Source organism: Bacillus nitroreducens (assembly GCF_964021195.1).
The window spans coordinates 2355118-2376452 of the sequence record NZ_CAXHYI020000003.1 but is presented as its reverse complement, the minus strand read 5'-3'; the positions used below and the strand labels follow the sequence as shown (position 1 = coordinate 2376452).

At 37.9% G+C, this 21335-nt stretch carries 17 protein-coding genes, 1 other RNA gene and 1 other annotated feature; of the genes, 3 read left to right on the top strand and 15 right to left on the bottom strand.

All coding sequences use genetic code 11. The annotated features are described in order from the left end of the window. Window positions 1-50: 50 nt before the first annotated feature. From recD2 to ACWPVE_RS15305, 6 genes are all read right to left on the bottom strand, one after another. Complete coding sequence (gene recD2, locus ACWPVE_RS15330; protein ID WP_453994771.1) at window positions 51-2453, bottom strand: SF1B family DNA helicase RecD2; 2403 nt, start codon at window positions 2451-2453, stop codon at window positions 51-53. A 20-nt stretch (window positions 2454-2473) separates the two neighbouring features. Then, window positions 2474-3136, bottom strand: coding sequence for a tetratricopeptide repeat protein (locus ACWPVE_RS15325; protein WP_453994769.1), 663 nt, complete (start codon window positions 3134-3136; stop codon window positions 2474-2476). A 131-nt stretch (window positions 3137-3267) separates the two neighbouring features. Then, window positions 3268-4380 (bottom strand): tRNA 2-thiouridine(34) synthase MnmA, encoded by a 1113-nt coding sequence (gene mnmA / locus ACWPVE_RS15320; RefSeq protein ID WP_453994767.1) that lies wholly within the window; start codon window positions 4378-4380, stop codon window positions 3268-3270. Between the two features lie 11 nt (window positions 4381-4391). Next, window positions 4392-5537: a cysteine desulfurase family protein gene (locus ACWPVE_RS15315; RefSeq protein WP_453994765.1), complete on the bottom strand. Its 1146-nt coding sequence runs from the start codon at window positions 5535-5537 to the stop codon at window positions 4392-4394. A 50-nt stretch (window positions 5538-5587) separates the two neighbouring features. Next, window positions 5588-6001, bottom strand: coding sequence for a cysteine metabolism transcriptional regulator CymR (gene cymR, locus ACWPVE_RS15310; protein ID WP_453994763.1), 414 nt, complete (start codon window positions 5999-6001; stop codon window positions 5588-5590). A gap of 11 nt (window positions 6002-6012) precedes the next feature. Continuing rightward, a complete protein-coding gene (locus ACWPVE_RS15305; RefSeq protein ID WP_453994761.1) occupies window positions 6013-6684 on the bottom strand; it encodes a YczE/YyaS/YitT family protein in 672 nt (223 codons plus the stop codon). A gap of 183 nt (window positions 6685-6867) precedes the next feature. On the opposite strand from ACWPVE_RS15305, the gene ACWPVE_RS15300 reads away from it, so the two are divergent. Next, window positions 6868-8169 (top strand): replication-associated recombination protein A, encoded by a 1302-nt coding sequence (locus ACWPVE_RS15300; protein WP_453994759.1) that lies wholly within the window; start codon window positions 6868-6870, stop codon window positions 8167-8169. Window positions 8170-8258: 89 nt separating this feature from the next. Here the strand turns inward: ACWPVE_RS15300 and ACWPVE_RS15295 are convergent, their stop codons facing one another. Then, window positions 8259-9209, bottom strand: a complete 951-nt coding sequence (locus ACWPVE_RS15295; RefSeq protein ID WP_453994757.1) for an ABC transporter permease — start codon at window positions 9207-9209, stop codon at window positions 8259-8261. Further along, on the bottom strand, window positions 9202-10122 hold the full coding sequence (locus ACWPVE_RS15290) for an ABC transporter ATP-binding protein (protein ID WP_453994755.1): 921 nt from the start codon (window positions 10120-10122) through the stop codon (window positions 9202-9204). The genes ACWPVE_RS15295 and ACWPVE_RS15290 overlap by 8 nt, the downstream gene beginning before the upstream one ends. A gap of 290 nt (window positions 10123-10412) precedes the next feature. Here ACWPVE_RS15290 and ACWPVE_RS15285 point away from each other — a divergent pair, with 290 nt between their 5' ends. Next, window positions 10413-11093: an RsfA family transcriptional regulator gene (locus tag ACWPVE_RS15285; protein ID WP_453994753.1), complete on the top strand. Its 681-nt coding sequence runs from the start codon at window positions 10413-10415 to the stop codon at window positions 11091-11093. Window positions 11094-11253: 160 nt separating this feature from the next. On the opposite strand, the gene ACWPVE_RS15280 is transcribed toward ACWPVE_RS15285, so the two are convergent. From ACWPVE_RS15280 to ACWPVE_RS15260, 5 genes are all read right to left on the bottom strand, one after another. Further along, window positions 11254-12018: a tRNA threonylcarbamoyladenosine dehydratase gene (locus ACWPVE_RS15280; RefSeq protein ID WP_453997570.1), complete on the bottom strand. Its 765-nt coding sequence runs from the start codon at window positions 12016-12018 to the stop codon at window positions 11254-11256. Window positions 12019-12174: 156 nt separating this feature from the next. Next, window positions 12175-12367: non-coding RNA, 6S RNA (ssrS, locus tag ACWPVE_RS15275), on the bottom strand. Window positions 12368-12436: 69 nt separating this feature from the next. Beyond that, complete coding sequence (gene aspS / locus ACWPVE_RS15270) at window positions 12437-14206, bottom strand: aspartate--tRNA ligase (protein ID WP_453994751.1); 1770 nt, start codon at window positions 14204-14206, stop codon at window positions 12437-12439. A gap of 11 nt (window positions 14207-14217) precedes the next feature. After that, on the bottom strand, window positions 14218-15486 hold the full coding sequence (gene hisS, locus ACWPVE_RS15265) for a histidine--tRNA ligase (RefSeq protein ID WP_453994749.1): 1269 nt from the start codon (window positions 15484-15486) through the stop codon (window positions 14218-14220). A gap of 63 nt (window positions 15487-15549) precedes the next feature. Continuing rightward, window positions 15550-15906: a binding site (T-box leader), on the bottom strand. A 407-nt stretch (window positions 15907-16313) separates the two neighbouring features. Beyond that, complete coding sequence (locus ACWPVE_RS15260) at window positions 16314-16490, bottom strand: hypothetical protein (protein ID WP_453994747.1); 177 nt, start codon at window positions 16488-16490, stop codon at window positions 16314-16316. 282 nt (window positions 16491-16772) lie between these two features. Here ACWPVE_RS15260 and ACWPVE_RS15255 point away from each other — a divergent pair, with 282 nt between their 5' ends. After that, window positions 16773-18554, top strand: a complete 1782-nt coding sequence (locus ACWPVE_RS15255) for an SH3 domain-containing protein (RefSeq protein WP_453994745.1) — start codon at window positions 16773-16775, stop codon at window positions 18552-18554. 74 nt (window positions 18555-18628) lie between these two features. Here ACWPVE_RS15255 and dtd read toward each other — a convergent pair whose 3' ends face one another. Together dtd and ACWPVE_RS15245 are read right to left on the bottom strand one after the other, a co-directional pair. Beyond that, on the bottom strand, window positions 18629-19078 hold the full coding sequence (gene dtd, locus ACWPVE_RS15250; protein WP_453994743.1) for a D-aminoacyl-tRNA deacylase: 450 nt from the start codon (window positions 19076-19078) through the stop codon (window positions 18629-18631). Between the two features lie 14 nt (window positions 19079-19092). After that, a complete protein-coding gene (locus tag ACWPVE_RS15245; protein WP_453994741.1) occupies window positions 19093-21282 on the bottom strand; it encodes a RelA/SpoT family protein in 2190 nt (729 codons plus the stop codon). Window positions 21283-21335 lie beyond the last annotated feature (53 nt).

The following is a 21335-nucleotide window of genomic DNA, read 5'->3' as shown; positions in this document are numbered from 1 at the left end:
CATACTGCACAAGGTTTTCCAAAAGATAAAAAACTCCGAATCCCAGCCATTTACTCGATCTCCATGAAATCATAAGGAGTAACCCCATCCATCCCAATGTTCGGATCTGTTTGAAAAATCTTATCATAATAGGACATCGCTTCTTCCGAAACCTCCATATTTGACTCTTCCAAGATACCAAAAGTGGATTTAAGTTTTTCACATAATGTGGTTTGGCGATTTGTATCATTTGCACGTTGTACACCTTGCCTTAATGCATCTTCTTCCCCACATAAAATTAGGAAGTTTTTTGCTCTAGTAATGGCTGTGTAAATTAAATTACGACGTAACATGCGATAATATCCTTTGACGATTGGCAAAATGACAATTGGGAATTCACTACCTTGTGACTTGTGAATGGAACAACAATAGGCATGTGTGATTTGGTTTAAATCCTGCTTTGTATACGTGACTTCATTTCCTTCAAAATTCACCACAACCATGTCCTGTTTTTCAGTGTTTTCTTTTGCGTAAAAAATCGATTCAATTTCACCTATATCCCCATTAAATACATTGTTTTCAGGCTGATTCACCAATTGAAGAACTTTATCGCCACGTCGATAAATGATGTCACCGTATTTTAATTCCCGTTTTCCGTGAACAGGTGGATTAAATAGTTCTTGGAGCATGACATTTAAACTGTCAATCCCAGCAGGTCCACGATACATAGGGGCTAAGACCTGAATATCTTTAACCGAATAGCCTTTCTTTTTTGCGTTATCCGATACCTGTCTAACAACCTCAAGCACTTGGTTTTGATAACATTTTAAAAAAGAGCGATCCTTTTTAGGTGCTGATATATCGGATGGCAAATTACCTTTTTTTATTTCATGTGCTAGCTCAATAATGGATGAGCCTTCTGATTGACGATAGATGTCAGTGAGGCGGACTGTTGGTAAGACTTCAGATGCCAATAAGTCCTTTAATACCTGCCCTGGTCCTACTGAAGGCAACTGGTCTTCATCCCCAACCAGAACAACTTGAATGTGCTTAGGTAAGGATTTGAAAAGTTGATTTGCTAACCAAATATCAACCATAGATACTTCATCGACAATCAGTAACTTTCCATTGATTGGGTTCTCTTCATTATGACTAAACCCCTCGACGCCGTTCCATCCTAAAAGTCTGTGAATGGTGACAGCTGGAAGGCCCGTCGATTCGCTCATTCGCTTTGCTGCACGACCAGTTGGAGCAACTAAAAGAACTGGAAATGGATTTTCAGAATTGTAATCTTTAGGGTCCAAGGAGCAACCATGCAATTCTCCATAAAGTTCCACAATTCCTTTAATAACCGTTGTTTTACCCGTACCAGGACCACCTGTTAACAGAAGCATTGGAGACATTAACGCCTTTTGAATCGCATCTTTTTGTGAGGGGGCATATTGCACTTTGATTCTTTCCTCAAGCGCTCCAAGTGCTAATAAAAATTCCGACTCTGGAAAAAGATTCTCATACTCGGTTTGCTCCATGACTCGTTTAATGTTTTTGATTAATCCTTTTTCTGAAAAGTAAAGAGAAGGAAGATAAACCTTGTTGTCTTCTATCACAAGCTTACTTTCCTCAGTTAAACTTATCATTTCCTTCGATATATCGGTCGCAATGATTTCATCTTGACTATTTTGTTCTAATAATTGTTGGACACGCGTAATCAAATCTTCCGCTGGTAGATAGACATGTCCATCCTGGACAGAGTCTTGTTCAAGTATGTATAAACAACCTGCTTTGATTCGGTCTGGATGATTTCCCGAGATTCCCAATTGACGACCTAATTCATCAGCTCTTCCAAAACCAATCCCTTCAATATCTTCAACTAATTTGTATGGACTGTGTTGAAGGATTTCAAGTGTTTGCTCTTTGTATGTTTGATAAATTCTCATTGAAAGCTGAGGTCCAAATCCATACTGAGAAAGACCAATCATAATTTGTTCGAGCCCTTGGTGCTGGCCGAGGGTTTCATAAATTTCTTTTGCTTTCTCTGAAGATAGCTTATCTACCTCTTGTAAAACGGAAGGATTTTCCATTATTTTTGAAATAGCACCTTCTCCAAGCGTCTCTACAATTTTTTCTGCCGTCTTTTTTCCAATGCCTTTAAAAAGATCACTTGAAAGGTATTGAATAATTCCTTGTTTTGTATGTGGGATTTCTTTTTGAAATTGCTCTACATGGAATTGAATGCCAAATCGTGGATGCTCTTTTAGGCGACCGAAAAAGGTGTATGTTTCATTTTCATGGATGCGAGGGAAATACCCAGTCACAACTGCTTCTTTTTCATGATAGTCTTCATTTGTTTCTTGAAGTCTAATGCGCACAACAGAATATAAATTTTGCTCATTATGAAAAATAGTAACCAAATGGCTACCTTTCATATATTTCCGTTGTTCATTAAACAAATCTAAAGAGTCTTGTTGTTCCATTAAGTATTCCCTCCCTTTACTTATTCATTTAAGGCTTCACTAATAATCTTTTTTCCATTAGCTGCAAGCATATGGTCAGGTTGAATTTGTAATGCATTCTCAAACATGTGTAATGCTTTTTCATAATCTTGTTTAAACCCAGCATAAGCTACACCTAAATTATAATAGGCGTCTGAGTGCTCTGGCTCTAATTCTATTACACGATTAAATGTATATATCGCTTCATCTATAACCGATTCACCCGCTAAGCAAAGCCCATATTGAAACAATGCATCCACATCTTTTTCGTTTAATTCAACGGCTCGCTTTAAATAAGGTAAAGCCAGTTTGGGCTGTCCGAGCTGGTTCAATGTCATACCAAGCATAAAGAAGGTGTCGCTGTTCTCTACTCCCACTTTCAATGCTTTTTCAAACATATCCTTTGCTTTTATGAAATCCTCTTGGTTGTAAAGTAAATTACCGATCCCGTAATAGGCAGTTCCTGCTTTCTCATCAAGTTCAAGTGCCTTATTGAAGAAAGCAACGGCTCGCTCAGGGTCACCAACAGCTGCTAGCAGGTTTCCAAAATTTATATAATAGATGGGGTCTTTCGGGTTCTCTTCAATTGCCTGTGTAAAGCATTTTGCTGCTTCCTCGTATTTTCCCTCTTGCATATATTCAATGCCTTGTCTATTCAAATCCAATGCTATTCAACTCCAATATACATTTATGCAGTACATATTATAACATAGGAAAACCCCAACCCTAAAGCGAGAGTTGAGGTTCATCGTCTTAACACTTATCGAGCAAAAGTTATCACTGAATGAAGCGAACTTTAACCGACATATGTTAGACGTTCATTATTTTTATAAACTTTATCAATGGTTGCACCACCAAGACATTCATCGCCATTATAAAAAACAACTGCTTGTCCAGGTGTTACCGCTCGAATTGGTTCATCAAAGATCACTTTAACCGTATTTTCGTCAACTTTCCTTACTGTTACCCCATTGTCCTGCTGACGATAACGGAATTTAGCAGTACATTTCAGATCTTCTTCAGGTTTCATATTTGAAACCCAGCTCACATTTGTTGCTAAGATAGAATCTGAATAAAGGTATTCATTGTGGAAACCTTGGTCAACATATAAAATATTTTTCTCAAGGTCTTTACCAACCGCAAACCATGGTTCACCGCTTCCACCAATACCTAGACCATGACGTTGGCCAATTGTATAATACATCAAGCCTTCGTGTTTCCCTTTTACTTCTCCTGAAAGTGTAACCATCTCCCCAGGCTGGGCAGGTAAATAATTACTTAGGAATTCTTTAAAATTCCGTTCTCCGATAAAGCAAATTCCTGTGCTATCTTTTTTCGTTGCTGTCGCAAGGTTCGCCTCTTTTGCAAGCTCACGCACTTTTGATTTTTCTATATTTCCGATTGGAAACATTACCTTTGAAAGTTGTTCCTGTGTAAGTTGATTTAAGAAATATGTTTGGTCCTTATTTTCATCAACTCCACGCAACATTTTATATTCACCATCTCTGTATTCAACACGTGCATAGTGACCAGTCGCAAGATAATCAGCACCAAGTGTAATCGCATGTTCTAAAAATGCCTTAAACTTGATTTCTTTATTACACATAACATCCGGGTTTGGTGTCCTACCTGCCTTATATTCGTCCAAAAAGTAGGTGAATACTTTATCCCAATATTGTTTTTCAAAATTGACCGCATAATACGGAATGCCAATTTGATTGCAGACACGGATTACATCCTCGTAATCTTCTGTTGCTGTACAAACTCCATTCTCATCGGTATCATCCCAGTTTTTCATAAAAATTCCGATTACATCATAACCTTGTTCCTTTAATAACAATGCCGCTACTGATGAGTCTACTCCACCAGACATCCCGACTACTACACGGGTATCTTTTGAATCTTTCATTACTACACCTCCTATTTCGTAAGTCGTGTCACAATTTTAGCTGTTTCTAATGCTGCTGTTTTTATTTCATCTATAGTATTTCCTAATCCGAAACTAAAACGGATGGACGATGTGATCTTATCTGAATCTTGTCCAAACATAGCTACTAATACATGCGATGGATCGATAGAACCAGCTGTGCATGCCGACCCACTTGATGCCGCAATCCCTGCTAAATCAAGGTTAACAAGCATGGACTCAACATTTGTACCGGGAAAATATATATTTAACACATGTGGTAATGACTTGGATAAATCACCATTCACTTCAAATGTGATATTCTGTTCTTTTAAAATCGATACAAATGTCTGCTTAAAATCCTGGTATAGTTCATTCTTTTCTTCCATTGTTTGTTTTGCAAGCTTAGCTGCTGCTTGTAAGCCGACAATTCCAGCAACATTTTCTGTTCCCGCACGACGTTTCTTTTCTTGTTCTCCACCAAATAAAAGCGGGAATATCTTTTTATCCTCTCTCATAAATAAGAACCCAGTTCCCTTTGGACCATTTATTTTATGAGCAGAAACGGATAGTAAATCAATTTTATATTGGTTTACATCTATATCAACCAGTCCATATGCTTGGACGGCGTCAGTGTGAAATACTGCCTGATGATCTTGAAGAAGTTCTCCAATTTCGTTAATTGGTTGTAGAGCACCTACCTCATTATTACCAAACATGATTGTGACAAGAATGGTTTCTGAAGTTAAGGCTGCTTCAACATCCTGAACAGAAACTTGTCCATCCTCATTAACGGGCAAATACGTAACTGTAAAGCCTTGCTTCTCAAGATGTTCACATGTATGAAGGACAGCGTGATGTTCGATTGCAGACGTAATGATATGCTTACCTTTTTCCTGCATCTTATAAGCCGTTCCGATTATCGCTAAATTGTCTGCTTCAGTACCTCCACTTGTAAAAATAATCTCATTTGGCTTCGCATGAATGGTGTCGGCAATCATTTGTCTTGCTTCATCTACAGCATGACGGCTTTTCCGACCGTAATAATGAATGCTTGAAGGGTTGCCAAAAACCTCTGTCATGTATGGAAGCATACTCGTCACAACATCAGGATGCATGGGCGAAGTAGCTGCATGGTCTAAATAAATGTGTTGCTTCATATGTGCTCTCCTTTTTTAAGAAGTAACTTAAAGATTATTACATATCTTGATTAAATGTAAAACATATATGCATCATCGCCATCACTATGGCTTGCTAAATCCTCAAGCGTTGTACTATCTAGCACTTCATTAACAGCGTCCCGGATTTTTATCCATAATTCCCGTTTCGCTGGTTCTTCATCCTCTAACACTTCTACAGGACTAATTGGCCCCTCAAGCACGAGAATAACATCTCCCGCTGTAATTTTTGCGGGTTCATCGCCTAAAATATAGCCTCCGTATGCTCCTCGAATGCTTTTTACCAATCCAGCATTTCGTAATGGGGAGATTAATTGTTCTAGGTAATGTTCAGAAAGTTCGTGTTTTCCAGCAATTGTTTTTAATGAGATAGGTCCTTTTCCATGATTTTTTGCTAGTTCAATCATGATGGTTAGACCATATCTTCCTTTTGTTGATATTTTCATTTCTTACACCCCTAATTACTAAAATGATTCACTTCGATTACTGGTGTTTTGTCCAGTTTCCGTTTTAATGCATCATACATCCGCCCGCATTGTGGCAATGCGAATCCCGCAATATATCCAATTCCTACACAACATATTAAGGTTCCGATAAAAACAGGTCCACCTAATAACCAACCAATTGTACATACAATAATCTCCATTCCCGAACGAATATATTGTACTTTCCACTTGGTAAGCTCGGTTAGTGCTAACATCAAACTATCCCTTGGGCCAGCACCCACCTTGGCTGAGATATAGATTCCCATTCCGTACCCGTTCACAAGTAAACCTAATAGTAACATGATCAACTTTCCAACATAGGATTCAGGTGTTACCAGGAACGGTACCATCATGAACATATCAATAAAAACACCAATTGATAGCATATTTAATAACGCACCGATCTGTGGGAGACGTCTTAATAAACATGAGGAAAGGAACAAAATAAAAAAGCCGACAATAATTGACCAAGTACCAATCGTAAGACCGATTTGTTTAAAAAGTCCGATATGCAAAACATCCCAAGGGGCTGCTCCGAAATCTGCTTTAATAATTAAAACAATTCCTAACGACATAATGAGCATGCCAATAAAAAAAGTAGACCACTTCAACATGTGGTGTCTAAAGCTCGTCTGAACTCCCATTTTTCTTCACTCCGTCTCTCGTGTCTCTCATTGTTGTACATCTTCTCTTTATTTACTGTTTCGATTACTTCTAAACTCACGACATTATAACATAAATTGCAATGTATTTGAATTTTTCCCCTTCGAAACGTATGATAAAATTAACGTTATACTTAATGATTGTTGGATAAGGGGATGAATTATTTGCTTTTTGAATCACTAATCGAAGCACCTTTATCGTATCGGATGCGCCCCAAGCATATTGAAGAAATTCTTGGACAAAAGCATATTATCGGCAAAGACACGGCTCTATATAGAATGATACGGAATGGACACGTTCCCTCTATTTTGCTCTATGGTGAACCCGGAATTGGAAAAACATCGATTGCAACCGCAATTGCTGGCACTGTGGATATGCCATTTATTTCTATTAATGCTACAACTGCTGGAAAGAAGGACATCGAAGACGCAGTTTCAACTGCTAAAGCAGAAGGTAAACTGATCCTCTTCATTGATGAGGTTCACCGTTTTAACAAAGCACAACAAGACTATTTACTTCCCCATGTAGAACGGGGCTTAATTTCATTAATTGGCGCTACAACGGAAAATCCATTTCATGATGTAAATCCCGCTATTCGGAGTAGATGTGGCCAGATTAAGGAACTTCGCCCTCTAACTAAAGATGATATTAAGGAATTAGTTCTGCGTGCACTAAAAGATTCAGAACGGGGTTTAGGACATTTGCAAATCTCAATTTCTGAGGAAGCCATTGACCTCATTTCTTCTTCTACAAAAGGAGATGCGCGTTCTGCAATGAATGTGTTAGAAGATGTCGTAATGGCTTCGAAATCAAGAGACAATGAAGAAATTGTCGTAGAAATAGAACTTGTGAAAGAATGTGTGGAAAATAAAGGTTTTTCTCATGACAAAGACGGAGATCTTCACTATTCATTGCTTTCTTGTCTACAAAAAAGTATTCGAGGCAGCGATGTTAATGCAGCCTTGCATTATTTAGCAAGACTTATTGAAGGCGGCGATTTAGTTTCGATTTGCAGACGACTTACAGTTATCGCATACGAAGATATCTCAATTGCTGCACCTGAGGTTGGTGTTCGTACGGTCGCTGCATGTCAGGCTGTGGAGCGCCTTGGATTGCCTGAAGCAAGAATCCCACTTGCAAATGTAGTCATTGAACAATGTTTATCACCTAAGACAAATAGTGCTTATCGATCTCTGGATAAAGCAATTGAAGATATTCGAAAAGGCAATATTGGAGAAATTCCTTTTCATCTGAGAGATGCCCATTATAACGGTGCAAAGGAACTTGGACATGGGATCGATTATAAATATCCTCACGATTATCCGAATGGTTGGGTAAAGCAGCAATACCTACCAGATCTATTAAAAAACAGAAAATATTTCAAACCTAAACAAAATGGTCAAGAAAAGTATTTCGCAAAAGTCTATGACCGTCTGGAACAACTACAAAAAGAGGGAGAGAAATAGTACTTGCTATTTCTCTCCCTCTTTTGTTATTGACTATCCTCAAAGCCCTATCTCTCTCTGTGATAGCAAATCACCTCGGAAGGTTTAAGTTATGCCGCTACATCACGTTTCATAAAGACAATCCATGTAAGTGCATTAAAGATAACAAAATAGATGATCAGAACGACAATTGAAAATGTCATTGTCATTCCTTCAACTAAAACGTAACCAGTGAGATATTGGGATAAATCCGTATTCGCAAATAGGATATATTTTGCCCAATCAAATTTCATTGCAAGAAGTGCTGTAGCATTTACTCCTGCAAACATTAAGAAGATGGCCAAACCAATGGCAAGCCCACTATTTCTAAATATCGTTGAAATCATAAAAGCAAAAGTCGACATCATGATTAAATTAACTGATTTTAACCCAAAGATACCTAAAATATGTGCAACCATATGAACTTCATGTACTGCACCATCTTTATATACTAGGTGTGGAGTAGAACCGCCACTTCCAAATAATATACTCCCTATTAGGAATGAAACGACAAATAACAAGATTAAGGAAAATAATGCAAACAAAATTGTTGCCATATATTTTGAAAGCAAAATCTTAGCTCTTGAAACAGGACGAATTAATAATAACTTGATCGTTCCCCACGTAAATTCAGACGCAACACTACTCGCCCCGACAACCACTGTAAACAATGTAATTAATGAAACAATTTCCGCCGTATAGCTCATATAGGTCCATATTGACTTAGCATTTGTAGGTTCTATATCATGCTCGATGCGATACTCATTTATTGCTAGATTTTTTTCATAGGATTCCCTGTCTAACTCTGGAATAGCTTCATTCTCGATTTCCGCTTTTAAAGTCTCATTTTGTTGTTGGAGATTTTGCTTCCAATTTTCATCGACATAATCTGAGATTGCTACATTCATAACAATACCTACAATTAATGCTGCCCCGACAAGAATGACAAGCATGATCCAAGTTGAGACACGACGATAAATTTTCATATTTTCATTTTGAATTAGTTTCATGATATTACTCAATTCCGCTACCCCCTGTTACCTCTAAGAATCGGTCTTCTAGTGATTTTGATAGCTGTAGAATTCCATATACTTGAATCTCATTTTTTACAAGACACGCATTTATTTCTGGAATCAATTCATGATCAACCAAGAGTTCAATTCCATTTTCAGTTTGATTTGCTTCAATTGTTGGAAAATCCTTTGAAAGAATCGACATTGCCTTTTCATTATCTCCAACTTTAAATTGAACTCGAATACGTGACTCTTCATTCACAAAATCATTGACCTTCTGAACACCCACTAATTCACCATTTTGAATAATGGCTATTCGGTCACACATCATTTCCATTTCTGAAAGTAGGTGGCTAGAAACAATGACCGAGAGACCCTCTTCTCTAGCAAGTTTTCGAACATAATCTCGAACTTCTCGAATTCCAGCAGGGTCTAAACCATTAGTCGGCTCATCCAAAATTAAAATGGAAGGACTATGTAATAACGCTTGTGCCACCCCTAAGCGCTGACGCATCCCAAGAGAATAAGTTTTGACTTTATCATTAATTCTTTTGCCTAACCCAACAAGCTCTGTCACTTCCTGAATTCTTTCCTTCGTTACGCCTTTCACCATACGGGCATAATGAAGAAGATTTTGATAACCTGTTAAAAATTTATACATCTCTGGGTTTTCAACAATCCCTCCAATATGTCGAACGGCTTCTTCAAAGTTCTTCGCAATATTGGTTCCTTTTATAATCACTTCACCATCTGTAATTGACATGAGTCCAACAAGCATACGAATTGTCGTTGTTTTCCCTGCACCGTTTGGCCCTAAGAAACCAAAAACTTCTCCAGCATATACATCAAAAGTAATACCTTTTATGATATCCTTCCGGCCAATTGTTTTTTTAACATTCTTCAATTGCAAAACTGGTTGCACATTTTTTCCTCCTATCAGTTTGTTAGATTTTTTACAAACTTATATACGTTCGCAATATTACCATTTTGAACGATCTCAATTACTACATACGGATTAGATATGAAAAAGTTCCCTTTTTTTAGGTTACGAGAAACCTTTACAATTATTTACATTTCGAATAACGGGAAGGATACTGCTTTAGCTGTATTTTTAAAGTTCATAAAACTAGTAAATGTATAAAAAATAGGAACATGGTCATGCTAGATATAAAGAAATAATCTATCAATTCTATTTAATAGGGAGCTGGTTTTATGAAAGTAAGACAGGATGCATGGTCACATGAAGACGATCTCTTACTGGCAGAAACGGTTTTGCGCTATATTCGCGAAGGCGGAACTCAATTAGCAGCATTTGATGAAGTAGGAGATAAATTAAATCGTACATCTGCAGCATGTGGGTTCAGATGGAATGCAGAGGTTCGTAATAATTACGAACAAGCCATTGCAATTGCGAAAAAGCAACGGAAAGAAAGAAAAAGAGCATTAGAGAGATTGAATAAAAAATCAAAAACAACTAATCATGTAGATCCTGTAAAAGAGGAAACAACTGTAGCTGAAACCCTTACATCTAACCCTATATACACTGAAGAGGTCTCAGCAGAGTTAGTTCCTTCATCAAACTCCATTACACTTACAGATTGCATTTCTTTCTTGTCTTCTTTACGAAGTAATGACCTTCTATCGAATCAATTAGAAATGGAAAATGATCGCTTACGTAAAGAAAATGAATCGTTAAAAAAACAAACAAAGGAACTTGAGAAAAAACTTGAAAAATTAACAGAGCAACAGACTATCATTCAAGAAGACTACCAAGCACTTGTACAAATCATGGATCGTGCAAGACGCTTAGTAATGTTTGAGGATTCAGAGGACCGTAACTCACCAACGTTTCGAATGGACAAAAACGGAAATCTAGAGCAGTTGGCTAAATAGAAAACTGTAAGGGGCAAAATGCCAGGGCAAATAAGCACATGAAGTGGTCTTTAATAAAGGTACATTTTCTTATCAAAAGTGATTGGCTTGTAATCTCAACTTCATACAGATGTCCTCAAGTACATGACATAAAGAAACGTGGCCTAAACGCCACGTTTCTTTATTCGTCCTTAACCCTCTTTATTTTAATATCTTTAAGTAATTCCTTAACAACATAACTTCCCATAATCAAACCGCAAGTTGACGGTGTAAAAGCATTTGAAGATGGTGGCATTTTTGCTTTACGAATTTTCGCATTCTCATCTGTAATTTCCCGACGGACATCTTCACGGATAACAATTGGACTTTCATCTGAGAAGACAACAGGAATTCCTTTATGAATACCTTCTTTACGTAACCTTGTTCGAATCACTTTTGCCATTGGGTCTGTATGTGTTTTTGATATATCAGCAATCCTAAACCGTGTCGGATCCATTTTATTTGCCGCACCCATACTTGAGATAATCGGAATATTACGTTTAAGACATTCTTTCATGAGATGAATCTTATACATAATCGTGTCTGAGGCATCAATGACAAAATCCAAGTCATAACTAAAAAATTCCTCATATGTTTCTTCCGTATAGAACATTTTAAGTGCAATGACTTCACACTCAGGGTTAATGTCAGCAATACGTTTTTTCATAATATCTACCTTGGATTGTCCAACTGTAGAAAGTAAGGCAGGCAATTGTCGGTTTATATTTGTGATATCGATATTATCCTTATCAACAAGAACTAATCGTCCAACACCAGATCGTGCGAGTCCCTCTACTGAGAAAGAACCTACTCCACCTACTCCTAGGACAGCAACGGTACTATTTTTAAGAATATCCACTCCGCGCTTTCCTACTGCTAATTCATTACGTGAAAATTGGTGTAACATCTCTTCAACTCCATTAGGTACAAATTCATCTAACATTTCTATTTTTACCTGAAATAGAATACAACATGTTTCCTATTCTTTTCAAGTATATTTTTTAACATAGAAAACCCTGTTTACAAATGGTAAACAGGGTATAACATGTATATGGAGTTTTATAGAAGTCCCAATCGTGCCGTCGATGCCTCAGTTTTGAACCCGCTCTCCGCAGGTGGGCACCCTGTTTCAATCTTTGTAAGTCCTCTTTTAAGTAAAGGTTGAGGCATTTACGCAGATGCGAAAACTCCGGGTTCCCGTATAAACTATTGTTCGGTCAAAACAATAGGATATACGACCAACACATCAGGACTTCTAACTTTATGTCACAATCGTACCACACGACGTGCGTGTTTTACAAGTTGACCAAAAGGGATTTTGTTCGCTATTTTCGAACATTTAACGACAAATACAAGTCGTTTAATTGTGCTTGACTTACTTCACCTGGAGCATCCGTTAATAAATCACTTGCACTTGCTGTTTTAGGGAATGCAATGGTATCACGTAGGTTTGTTCTACCAGCTAATAGCATCACTAGTCGGTCCAATCCTAGTGCTATTCCACCATGTGGTGGTGTCCCATACTCAAATGCCTCCATTAGGAAGCCAAATTGTTCTTTTGCCTCTTCCTCTGAAAAACCAAGGACTTTAAACATTTTTTCTTGAATTTCACGTTCAAAAATACGAAGTGAACCTCCACCTAATTCATACCCATTTAAAACAAGGTCATACGCTTGAGCCTTTACTTCCCATGGCTTACTTTCCAGAAGTTCAAGGTCCTCTCTGGCAGGCATAGTAAATGGATGATGTGCCGCATAATAACGACCGTCTTCCTCATCAAACTCAAACAATGGCCAATCCGTCACCCAAAGGAAATTAAACTTGGACTCATCAATTAAATCAAGCTCTTTTCCAAGTTTCAAACGTAAAGCGCCAAGTGCATCTGCTACAACATTTGCTTTATCTGCCACAAAGAAGAGAAGGTCTCCTGCTGTAGCTTCTAAAACGGCTCTTAACGAATTCTGCTCTTCTTCATCAAAGAACTTCGCAATTGGACCTTTTAATTCATCTTCCTCAACCTTTAACCATGCAAGTCCTTTTGCACCGTAACGATTCACGAATTCAGTGAGGCCATCAATGTCTTTTCTTGTATATTTAGTTGCAGCACCCTTTGCATTGATTGCTTTAACTTGCCCACCAGTTGCCACTGCATTACTAAATACTTTAAAGCCACTATCCTTTACAATCTCAGATAAATCAATTAATTCCATTTCAAATCGTGTATCAGGTTTATCTGAACCATAACGGTTCATCGCATCATTATAGGTTAATCGTGGTAAAGGAAGCTCGAGATCAAGCCCTTTAACATCCTTCATTAGTTTTTTCATCATTTGCTCAGCCATTGCAATAATGTCTTCTTGACTCATGAATGACGTTTCAATATCAATTTGAGTGAATTCTGGTTGTCTATCCGCACGTAAGTCCTCATCTCTAAAACAACGGGCAATTTGATAATAACGGTCAAACCCACCAACCATCAATAACTGCTTAAAAATTTGCGGCGATTGTGGAAGGGCGTAAAATTCTCCTGGGTGTACACGGCTTGGTACAAGATAGTCGCGTGCTCCTTCTGGAGTACTCTTTGTCAAAATTGGCGTTTCAATATCCAGGAATCCTTCACCATCAAGATAGTCACGAATCGATTTCGTAACATTATGACGCATTTTAAACGTTTCAAACATGGCAGGTCTACGAAGATCTAAATAGCGATATTTTAAACGCAAATCCTCAGAAACATCTGTACGGTCTTCAATCATAAATGGTGGTGTCTTAGCTTCATTTATAATCGTCACGTCCGAAACTTTGATTTCAATTTTCCCAGTTGAAATATTATTGTTTACCGTAGATTCCTCACGCGCGACAACCGTTCCTTCTACGTCCAATACATATTCGCTTCTAACAGACTCTGCAATTTCCAAAGCCTCTTTTGAATCTTCAGGATTAAATACAATTTGGACAACCCCAGTTCTGTCTCTTAAATCAATAAAAATGAGGCCTCCTAAGTCTCTTCGTCTTTGAACCCAGCCCTTTAATGTTACTTTTTCACCAATGGCCTGTTCGGTGATTTCACCACAATAGTACGTTCTTCCAAACATGTTTCCCACTCCTAGTAGCTTTTTTCAAGTATATATGAAATAAATTGATCAATTTGAATTTCTTCTTGTTCGCCTGTTTCCATATTTTTGACATTAATCATATTTCGTTCTAATTCTTCATCACCTAAAATAGCAACAAATTTTGCTTGTAACCGGTCTGCCGCTTTGAATTGGCCTTTTACTTTTTTGTGTAAATAGTCTTTCTCAGCAACTAATCCAGCTTTTCTAAGTTCATTTACTAGCAATACTGATTTCGCAGATGCTCCATCCCCAATTGCAGCAACATAACAGTCTACTCGTTGTTCCACTGGTAACTCGATTTCTTCTGCATTCAGGGCTGCTAAAAGTCTCTCAATACTTAAGGCAAATCCGATACCAGGCGTTTCAGGACCCCCAAGATTTTCAACTAATCCGTTATATCGTCCGCCACCACATAATGTAGTTATTGCACCAAAACCTTCAGCATTACTCATAATTTCAAACGCAGTATGATTATAATAATCCAACCCTCTGACAAGGCCAGAATCTACTTCAAATTCAATTTGTAAGTCTGTTAAATAGGTTTGTACTTTATTAAAATACTCACTAGATTCCTCATTCAAATATTCAAGAATGGACGGAGCCGTACGCATAAGTTCATGGTCACGGTCTTTTTTACAATCCAGTATTCGCATTGGATTTTTCTCTAGTCTTGATTTACAATCACCACAAAACTCATCAATTCTCGGTGAAAAATGAGCAATTAAGGCATCACGGTGAGCACTTCTACTAGATTGATCACCTAAGCTATTAATAACAAGCTTTAGCTTCTTCAATCCAAGTGATTTGTAGATTTCCATTGCGAGTGCGATGACTTCTGCATCTATCGCAGGATCATTGCTGCCTAGTGCTTCAACACCAAATTGAACGAACTGACGGTAACGACCAGCCTGTGGACGTTCATAACGGAACATTGGACCACAATAATAAAGCTTTGTCGGCTGCGATGGGTTACCGAACATTTTATTTTCTACATATGAGCGAACAACTGCAGCAGTTCCTTCTGGTCGTAGTGTCATGCTTCGTTCACCACGGTCTTCAAAGGTATACATTTCCTTCGTGACTATATCAGTTGTTTCACCTACACTTCGCAAAAATAGTTCTGTATGTTCAAATATCGGTGTCCGGATTTCTTTATAATTAAATCTTTTGCATATATCTCGAGCTTTTTCCTCGATATATTGCCATTTTTCAACAGTACCTGGAAGAATGTCTTGCGTTCCTCTAGGAATATTTACCATTACTAAACTCCTCCTTACTACACAACTAAAAAATAAAAAAGCTCCCATCCCTACAATAAATATTGTAGGGACGAGAGCTTGAATTCCCGTGGTGCCACCCTAGTTAAAACTAAACAACAAAAAATGAAAGTCTCATTGTAAGCTTCTTTTGTTCTGCGCATCATTACTGCACACTTACGTTTCACAAAACACTTACTATTTCGTCCAATTGCCTCTTGGTCGTTTGGAGACTTTCGTTTAGTCTTCACTCAATCAGTTAACGCCTGACACGTTCATCTCCTACTAAAGCACTAGCTCTTTCAAAGTGAAACCTACGAGGTGTTCTTTCAATAAGTCATCATGTAGGAATGTTTTCAGCCCACGACATTCCCTCTCTATTCATGTGTAGTCTTACCTACTTTTCCTCATCATTGGTTCAAATATTTGTAGAATTTTATACTATCATACGTATGAACTCGATTAATGTCAAGTTTAAGTGTTAAATTTATTGATTTCCACTTCAGGTCGACTCTTCCGCAGGCGTGGCTTGAGCCTCCTCAATGATATATGGAGGCGGCTTGCACTCAAAACGAGAAAATTGTACGACTAAAATTGCCACGTCCTGTTCGTCGGAGACTCCTCCTTCAGAGGCGTATTTTACCTCTGAAGGAGAGTTGAAATTTCTCGAGTTTCTAGCCGCTGCAACCGGACAAGTCGCTAAACGCTCCTGTGGGGCTCAAGTCTCACTCTTCTCTGAGCTGGAGTCACCACCTTCCGCTGCAATCAATAGGTTTGTTTTATCCGTCAGCAATAATCTTTTTGATAAGAGCCTAGATTTATTAAAGTCTTTACGAACGATGTAGTTGTTTTTTTAGATTTCGTACATCTTTAACAGAAACACCAAATTCACTCGCTAATTCTACATAGGTGGATGATTGTTCTTTTTGTATAAAGTCATGGAAATCTACACCAAATACACTCCCGCCTGTATTCTGAACATTGTTGCTTTTCTCACTAAACCTCATCCTATTCGCCCCTTTTTCTTGATAGAATTATCTTTCCCTTTTTTAAGATTTTCTTTCTTCTAAAACAGGATTTTTTAGTTTTATGTCGAATTTTTATAAAGCTATGTTTTTTTCAAGGTGTATAATGTACAACTTAGACTAATGTCTAGCACCAGGCGCCATTGGCTCTCGGGTATAGTTCAATCGTTTCTTTAGGGGAATTCAACCTCTGGTTAGCTCTTGGCTTATGCCTGTTGTCCTAAGCTGGCGCCTTGGCGCTTTTCTATTCAAGGAGGATTTTACGTGTTACACAAGATTTTTAAATTGGGACTTGCGTCTGTACTTGCATTTGTTTTTTCAATTACGACGTATTCTGGACAACTCACGAATGCTGAGACAGTTGCAATCATCGATACCCCTGTCTTAAACGTGAGAGAAGGTCCTGGCCTCTCCTATGCACGAACCGCGCAAGTGAAACAAGGAGAAAAATATACGATTATTGAAAGAAAGAATGATTGGGTTAAGTTGCAACTTTCTTCAGGAAAAACTGGTTGGGTTGCAAATTGGCTCATCAAAGAAAACAAGTCCAATCAAACACCTAACGTATCTTCATCTAAAATTGTATCAACCGTAGATGGACTTAGATTTCGAAGTGGCCCTGGGACAAGTTTCCAAGTGATCGGCTCGTTAAATAAAGGAACCGAAGCTGAATTTATTGAGGCAAATGAAAATTGGACAAAAATTTCGTTAAGAGGACATATTGGTTGGGTATCATCGGAATTTATCACAACAAAACAGACAACTGGCTCCTCAAATTCGAACTCAGGTTCAAATTCCAGTTCAAGTACTAAAACAGGTACTGTTACTGCTTCCATCTTGAATGTACGAGATCAACCTAATTTGCAGGGTCGAATAATTGGAAAACTAAAACAAAATGCAAAAGTTACAATTACAAATGAAAGAGAAAGCTGGGTCGAAATTAAATTTGGTAAGGGCTCAGCATGGATACATAGGGACTACATAACAGGTATTACATCGACTGGGGAAAAACCATCCCAGCCTGCTGCACCACCCCAAAGTCCAACAAATCAAGGGAAAATTGGTATCGTGACAGCATCTAGCTTAAATGTTAGAGACAGTGGTTCACTTTCTGGAAAAGTCATTGGAAGTTTGAAAAAAGGCAATAAAGTAACCATAGAAGAGGAAGTCAATAACTGGAGTCGTATTACACTATCAAATGGGAAAAAGGGCTGGATCGCAAGTTGGTACTTAGACATTCAGCTTGATAAGACTACTGAAACACCAAACAAGGAAAAAGAAGCTGTAAAAATCCTATACAATGGTACAAATATACGTTCAGGTGCATCAACCTCACATTCAGTCATTGCACGTGCAAACGAAGGGGATTCATTTTCATTGGTTGCAAAAGAAGGTGACTGGTATAAAATAAACCTTTCTGGTAATAAAATTGGATTTGTTGCTGGATGGCTAGTTTCAGTGAATGGAAACACAGCAGTTGTCGAACGACCTAGTATTAATCAATACTTAAAAGGAAAAACCATTGTCATTGATCCAGGTCATGGTGGAAACGATAGTGGGGCAATTGGAGTAAGTGGGACTTATGAAAAAAATCTCAACTTACGTACATCCAGAATGGTCGTTGATAAACTTAATGCTTCAGGTGCAAATGTGGTTATGACACGAAATAGTGATAATTATGTAAGCTTACGTTCAAGGGTGAGTATCTCGCATTATCGAAATGCTGACGCCTTTCTAAGTATTCATTATGATAGTGTGAATGACCGCAGTGTCCGAGGGATCACATCCTACTATTATAAAAATATCGATGTTAGCCTAGCTTCTAATATTCAAAAAGAGTTAATTAAAAACACTGGCTTTAAAAATAGACAGCACCGACAAGGAAATTACCAAGTGTTACGAGAAAATCGCAATCCTTCAGTGTTATTGGAATTAGGATTTCTGAGTAACCCAACCGAGGAATATACTGTTAATACAAATAGTTTCCAGGAGAAAGTCTCTAATGGAATCTTTTATGGCCTCGCACAATATTTTAAAGGACAATAGATTTTTCTACAGAAGAAAGCCTCAAAAGCATATCGCTTTTGAGGCTTTCTCTTTGTATAGTGCTATAGATCTACTTATTTCTCTGATTTACTTTCAATGATTAATGTAACAGGACCAACATTAGTAAATTGGACATCCATCATCGCTCCAAATGAACCTGTTTCAACATGAACACCTTTCTCACGGAGCTCCGCATTGAAAAGTTCGTACATTTTTTCAGCATATTCAGGTTTTGCAGCATCCATGAAGTTTGGGCGTCGACCTTTCCTACAATCTCCATATAAAGTAAATTGGGAGACAGAAAGAATATCTCCTTTTACATCAAGAAGGGATAAATTCATTTTCCCAGCTTCATCTTCAAAAATGCGCAAGTTTACAACTTTATCTGCTACATATTTTATATCCTCTAATGTATCTGAATGAGTGATACCTACTAGTAGCATCAATCCATTATTAATAGTACCTACTACTTCATTTTGAACCAATACTTTTGCATCTTTAGCACGTTGAACTACAACTCTCATAACAAATTCCTTTCTTAACTCATAACACGTCTAACAGAATAGATATCACGAATTTGCTTAATCCGTTCAACAACCTTGTGAAGGTGACTTACATTTTGAATGGAAATGGACATATTAATGGTTACCATTTTGTTTCGATCAGATTTTCCTGATACAGCTGATATATCTGTCTTTATTTCATTTACAGCTTGTAGTACTTCATTCAGTAAGCCACGACGATCATACCCACTTATCTCAATTTCAACATTAAACTCTTTTCGATCATTTAAATTACTTTCCCATTCAACCTCAATGAGGCGCGCTTTCGCATCCTGCGTATGCACATTTGGGCAATCGGCACGATGTACGGAAACCCCTCTACCTTTTGTAATGAATCCGACAATTTCATCACCAGGAACTGGGTTACAGCATCTTGAGAGACGGATGAGTAAGTTATCAATCCCCTGTACCTGCACCCCTGAATCCCGTCTTTTCGAGCGGGTCGAGACTTGCTTAACCTCTGACACTGTTTCTACAACTTGTTCAAGGTCTCGCTGTTTTCTTAATTTATCCGTTAATCGATTTGCAATTTGAGCAGCTGTAATTCCGTTGAACCCGATGGCAGCATACATGTCATCTTCGTTAGAAAAATTGAACTTTTCAGCAACCCGTTTAATATTTTCAGGTGTCAAAATATCTTTTACCTCAAATTCAAGGTTACGGATCTCTTTTTCAACAAGTTCTTTCCCTTTTTCAATATTTTCTTCACGGCGTTGTTTCTTAAAGAATTGGCGAATCTTGTTTTTTGCCTGTGAAGTCTGGGCAAGCTTAATCCAATCTTGACTTGGACCATAGGAGTGTTTAGAAGTTAAAATCTCTACGATATCTCCCGTTTTAAGTTTATAGTCCAAGGTTACCATTTTCCCATTTACCTTCGCACCAATGGTTTTATTACCAATTTCAGAGTGAATTCGGTATGCAAAATCAATTGGGACAGAACCAGAAGGAAGTTCTATAACATCGCCTTTCGGTGTAAAGATGAAAACCATATCGGAAAATAAGTCAATTTTTAAAGATTCCATAAATTCTTCAGCATTTGAAGCATCATTTTGCCATTCTAAAATTTCACGGAACCAAGTTAATTTTTCTTCAAATGATGATTGCTGATTTACCTGCTTGCCCTCTTTATAAGCCCAGTGTGCCGCTATCCCATACTCCGCAATTTGGTGCATCTCATCTGTACGAATTTGCACTTCAAGTGGATCGCCTTTTGGACCAATTACCGTTGTATGAAGGGATTGATACATATTTGGCTTTGGCATGGCTATATAATCTTTAAACCTGCCTGGCATTGGTTTCCAACAAGTGTGGATAATCCCTAGAACTGCATAACAGTCTTTAATGCTTTTTACTACAATCCGAACCGCAAGAAGGTCGTAAATTTCATTAAATTGTTTATTTTGCAGAACCATTTTGCGATAAATACTATAGATATGCTTTGGGCGACCTGAGATTTCAGCTTTAATCGATACCTCTTCCACTCGTGCTTTTACTTCGTCAATAACACCATCGAGATATTCCTCACGTTCAGCACGTTTCTTTTTCATTAGGTTGACAATTCGATAATACTGCTGAGGATTTAAATAACGTAAAGCTGTGTCCTCAAGCTCCCATTTAATTTTTGAGATCCCGAGGCGATGTGCTAAAGGAGCAAAAATTTCAAGTGTTTCATTTGAGATTCTCCGCTGTTTTTCGGGTGGTAGGTGTTTTAGTGTACGCATATTGTGCAAGCGGTCTGCTAATTTGATCAGAATGACACGTATATCCTGTGCCATAGCCACAAACATTTTCCGATGATTTTCTGCCTGTTGTTCTTCCTGGGATTTAAATTTAATTTTTCCTAGTTTTGTAACCCCATCAACAAGCATGGCCACCTCTGACGAAAACTCATCACTTATTTCTTGGAGAGTGACATTGGTGTCCTCCACTACATCGTGTAAAAAGCCACCAGCGATCGTTGAAGGGTCCATTTCAAGGTCCACTAATATACCTGCCACTTGTACTGGATGAACGATGTACGGTTCACCAGACTTACGGAATTGTTCCTTATGGGCATCTTCGGCGAATAGATATGCACGCTCAATAAACTTAATATCCTCTTGATTTAAATATTTTTTTGCCTTTTCTATCACTTGCTCAGGAGTTAAGACCTGTTCATTTGCCATGGATTATATCACCTTTTTAGAAATTAAAGATTCAAAGATCACTTCTTTGAATC